Genomic DNA, 4,938 nt, shown 5'->3' with positions numbered 1-4,938 from the left:
CGTGCTCACTGGATTCCTGGCGGGCGACAATGCGCGCGGGCGTCCGGTGGGTGTCGCGCTCGATGCGCGTGGCGCACTGTTGGTGGCCGATGACGTGGGCAATGCGATCTGGCGAGTTATGGCGCGCGGGAAGTAGGCGCCTGACGTCGAGTCAGTGCGCTGCGGTATCGGGCTGGCCCCTCCTGCCGCGAACGCCGCGTCTGGACGCGTTACTCGAGCGATAGTCGCTTGGCCAATGCGAGTTGACGGAGGGGAGAACGTCATCAGTTCGTGATGCCTCCGTGACGGTTCTGTGTGGGGGTTCGTGACGCGGCTGCTCGATGCTTTGGTTCCGTAACGCGCGATCACGCGTGCTCCGAGCTCCTCCTGCGCTGGCCTCATGCTCACGAACCGTTTGTATCCTGCGAGTCGCACACGTGCGATGCTGCACCTCGCCGCTCTGCTGCTATCGTTCCCGGTCTGGTCGCTTCGCGCGCAAGGCACGGACGCAAGTATTCGCGGGCAGGTGAACGATAGTGCCGGCACTCCCGTCGCCAGCGCGACCCTCGAGATCCGGAACATGGCGTCCGGATTTATTTCACAGGTGCGCTCGTCGGAACGTGGTCGCTACAGTGCAACGCAGCTGCCCCTTGGCGGACCATATCGCATCACGGTGCGAGCAGTGGGATTCCGGTCGACCAGTCGTGAGAGCGTCATACTCAACATCGGCAGTGTCGTCTCCGTCGACTTCCGGCTCATGGCGAGCACGGTCCAACTGCAGGAGGTGACAGTGTCGGCGGAACCGACGCGCGTCATCGAGCGTAATGGCGCCGCGACACGCATCGGCGAGCAGCAAGTAAGAGAGCTTCCGAACCAGAATCGGCGCTTCCAGGACCTTACCAAGCTCTCACCGCTCGCGGGCAACGGAACGAGCCTCGGCGGGGCACGCGCCATGAGCACCGACGTGCGCATCGACGGCGTCGGTGCGCAGATGAACAATAGTGGACAGACGTTCGCCGGTCCGCTCACGATGACCGTGGAGGCGATCCGTGAATTCGAGATCGTCACGAACGAGTACGATGTGAGCAAGGGTCGCCAGGGCGGAGGACTGATCAACGCGGTGACCAAGTCGGGGAGTAACACGTTCAACGGATCGCTCTTCTCATACTATCGCGACAAGCAGCTGACTACGGCCGATCTGCGCGGCGTTCCAGCGCAGAACTTCACCGTGCGTCAGCAGGGCGTCAGCGTTGGCGGTCCGATCATCAAGGACAAGGTCAGCTTCTTCACCGTGTACGATCGCACCGACCAGTCACTGCCGCTCGAAGTGACCAACGTGCGTGGTCCGTCTGACGAGATCGAACTGGGAATCTCGCGCGATTCGCTCGCGCGCATGACGTCTATTCTCGGGCGGAAGTATGGTCTGGATACGTTGCAGCCCCAGTTCGGCGTCTTCTCGCGCAAGCCGCTGTCACAGGCATTCTTCGGACGCGTCGACTGGCAGCTCTCCCCGCAGCACCGCCTGACGTTGCGCAACAACACCACGCTTTACGAAGACCCCGAAGAAATCGGTCCCGACCAGACACTGCACTATGCCGAAAGCCGAGGTGGCGCCAGGATAAACAGCTATGGCTCCCTGCTCTCATTGCGCTCCACATTCAAGCCGAATCTCGTCAATGAGTTCAAGTTACAGGCACTGCGCTTCACTCGTGAGCGCATCGCCCGCAACGAGCTGCCGCGCGGTTTCGTGCGCATCGCGTCGAGGCTGCCGGACAATTCCAACCGCACGGTGACCGTACAATTCGGCGGCAATCGTCTCGCGCCCGAGAACTACAACGAGCGACAGTTCCAGCTGGCGAACACGCTGTACTGGAATCGAGGCTCGCAAACGATCACGCTCGGTACCGACAACATCATCACGAAGATCGCGCGCTATCTTCCCATCGAACAGCGCGGCCTCTTCGAGTTCGACAACCTCGCGCAGCTCGACGCGCAGACCCCGGCCCGTTACAGCCGACAGGTACCGCTCAAGGTCGGCGGCACGACCGCGGATTTCACCGTGGCCGATATGTCGCTTTTTGCGCAGTCGGAGTGGGTGTTCGGCCGCACGCTGACCGCATCGGCCGGAGTGCGGCTCGATGGCGCCACGTTCCTTACCGGTGCCGCCTACAATCCGCTCGTAGATCAGCGACTGGGCGTGCGCACCGATGTGAAGCCGAACAACTGGATGCTGTCTCCGCGCGCGCAGGCTCTCTGGGACGTCCGAGGCGACGGGCGGCATGTCCTGCGCGTGGGCGCAGGTCGATTCACCAGCCAGCCGCCGTACAACGTGCAGGTCAATCACATCCTGCAGAGCGGCCTCGAGGCAGTCGACATCATCCAAGTTGGGGCACAGGCGCCACGCGCCGATTTCGCAGGCTATCGCCGCGACCTCTCTACGGTGCCGGGCATCCCCGCCGGCGTGTCACCGTCGTCGATTCCCGCCTACGTCAACTACTTCGGCAAGGACTTCCAGGTCCCGACCACGTGGAAGGTGAGTGGTGGGTACGAGTACCGCGTGTGGCGCGCGCAGCTTGGTGCATTCGGCTACTGGGCGCGCACAGACGACAACTTCCAGTACTTCGACAAGAACATGGTACAGGACCCGTCCTTCACCATCGAAGGTGGACGTGGCGTGTTCGTTCCCCCGACGCTGATCACCAGCTTGGGACGCACGAACAACGCCGATACGCGCGTCTTCAAGGATCTGGGCCGCGTGCTCGAACTCGTTGGCGACTCGCGCCTCGAGCAACGGTCGGTCGTGCTACAGGGTGCACTGACGCTGCCGCGCCGTTCCTCGATCTCCATGTCGTACACGAAGAACAGCACGAACGACAACTCGTCGTTCAACTGCTGCGTGGCGCTGACCTCCACGTTCTCGCCCAATACGGGCGACCCGCGTCGTCTCGCCGACTCGTGGGGCCCGAGTGACAACAGCTTCCGTGACAAGATCGTCGCCGCGTTCCTGCTGCCGCCAGTGTGGGGTTTCCGCGTGACCGGCAGCTACGTGGGTCTCTCCGGACAGCCGTTCTCCCTCGTGATCAACGGCGACGTGAACGGCGACGGCACGTTGAACAACGATCTCGCGTTCGTCTTCGATCCTGACGACCCGTCGACACCCGCCGACGTCGCCACGTCGATGCGCAGGGTCTTGGCGAATCCGGCCAATCGTGCAGCCGACCTGATCCGCGACAATCTCGGTAGAATTGCACCACGGAACGCGGGCCGGTCGCCGTTTCGCGGGCAGACCGACCTGCGCCTCGCGCGCGACATCAACACCATCAATGGGCAGGCGGTGGAGCTCACGATCGACTTCTTCAACCTCGACAACCTGCTCAATCGAAAGTGGGGCGGGCAGTACAATCTCGGCTCATCGCAACAACTCGTGGCGGTCAGCGGGTTCAATCAGGCATCGAAGAAGTACACGTATCGTGTGAACGAGAACGTCGGTACTGCCGTGAAGAGCGGCAGCGCTTATCAGATTCAGGTCGGTGCGAGGTATCGTTTCTGATGCATACAAAAAGCAAGGCGTTCGCACTAGCGTCCCTGCTCGCCGCACTCGCGCTCTTGTTGCGACTGCCGACCGTCGTCGGCGCCGCGGCACGACAGGTGCCGCGAGTCCGCGCGGTGGTAGTGGTCTTCGACGGGCTTCGTCCGGACTACGTGACCGCGACGCGGATGCCGAACCTGTACGCGTTCGGGGCGTCCGGTGTCGTGTCCACGGCGCATCACTCACTGTTCCCCACCGTGACAAGAGTGAACGCCAGCGCTCTGATCACCGGTGCTGCACCCGGCACGCACGGTGTGCTCGACAACATCATCTATCTGCCGGCGGTCGACTCGACGCACACACTCAACACCGGCGATGCTGCCGACATGATGCGCGCTGACCGTGCACTTCGCGGGCGGCTGCTCATGGTGCCAACGTTGCCCGATCTGTTGGGCGCCCAGGGTAAGCGCGTAGTTGTCGCCAGCGCCGGATCGAGCGGCTCAGCGTACCTGCTTGGCGGCGCTGGACGCGCGATCATTCTGCAGAATGAACTGGTGCTGCCGCAGCGATACGAATCGATGGTGCGCACCATGCTCGGTCCGCCGCCGGTCGATGCGTCACCGAACCTGGCGGCCAACGCGCGCGCCGTCGACGCGCTGCTGCGCATCGGCATCGATACCATCGACACCGATGTCGGCTTTCTCTGGCTCAGCGATCCCGATCATACCGCGCACGCCGCAGGTGTCGGTAGCGTCATGGCTGATTCCTCCATCCGTGCGGCGGACCGTGAGTTCGGACGATTGCTGAAGGGACTGCACGATCGCGGTCTCGATGGAAAGGTTGATGTGTTCGTCGTGTCGGATCATGGATTTTCGACCCACGCCGGGCGCGATGCGCCGATCGGTGCGGTGCTCGCGCCTTTCAGGGACCGCATCGTTGTGGCAGGGGGCGCCGTGTATGTGCGTCGAGGTGGCGACAGCACACGAAAAGACGTGGTACGCGCACTGCAGGCGGCCGCGCCGGTAGGCGCGATCTTTACCAAGGCGCGTAGCGATGGTGCTGCAATGGAGGCTGGAACGTTGTCGTTCGACAGCATCGGATGGTCGAATTCCCGTTCAGAGGATGTGCTTTTCTCTGCCGACTGGTCGCAGGCGATGAACACGGCCTTCATGACCGGACGGACGGAACAGGCGGGCACCGCAGGACATGGCACGTCCAGCCCGTACGACATCGTCGCGACCATGATCGCGCGCGGTCCGCACCTGCGCGTCGCCGTTCGCACGAATGTCGCCAGTAGCAATGCCGACATCGCTCCAACGCTGCTGCTCCTGCTCGGCATGCCGAGGGCGCCGTCCATGACAGGTCGCGCGCTCACGGAGTTACTCCGCGACGGCCCGGGGCTCGCAAGCGTGCGCATGACGCGCGACAGT

General features: G+C 63.3%; 2 protein-coding genes. Both read left to right on the top strand.

The features are described 5' to 3' along the window. Positions 1–379: 379 nt before the first annotated feature. Complete coding sequence (locus ACESNG_RS24615) at positions 380–3,529, top strand: carboxypeptidase regulatory-like domain-containing protein (protein WP_373071428.1); 3,150 nt, start codon at positions 380–382, stop codon at positions 3,527–3,529. Continuing rightward, positions 3,529–4,938 (top strand): alkaline phosphatase family protein (locus ACESNG_RS24610; RefSeq protein ID WP_373071425.1); only part of this gene is annotated, 1,410 nt, incomplete at its 3' end. The genes ACESNG_RS24615 and ACESNG_RS24610, both read left to right, overlap by 1 nt.

The organism is Gemmatimonas sp. (genome assembly GCF_041689975.1).
Lineage (GTDB): Bacteria > Gemmatimonadota > Gemmatimonadetes > Gemmatimonadales > Gemmatimonadaceae > Gemmatimonas.
Note: the sequence above shows the minus strand (reverse complement) of the source record. Positions and strands in the feature narration are given on the sequence as shown.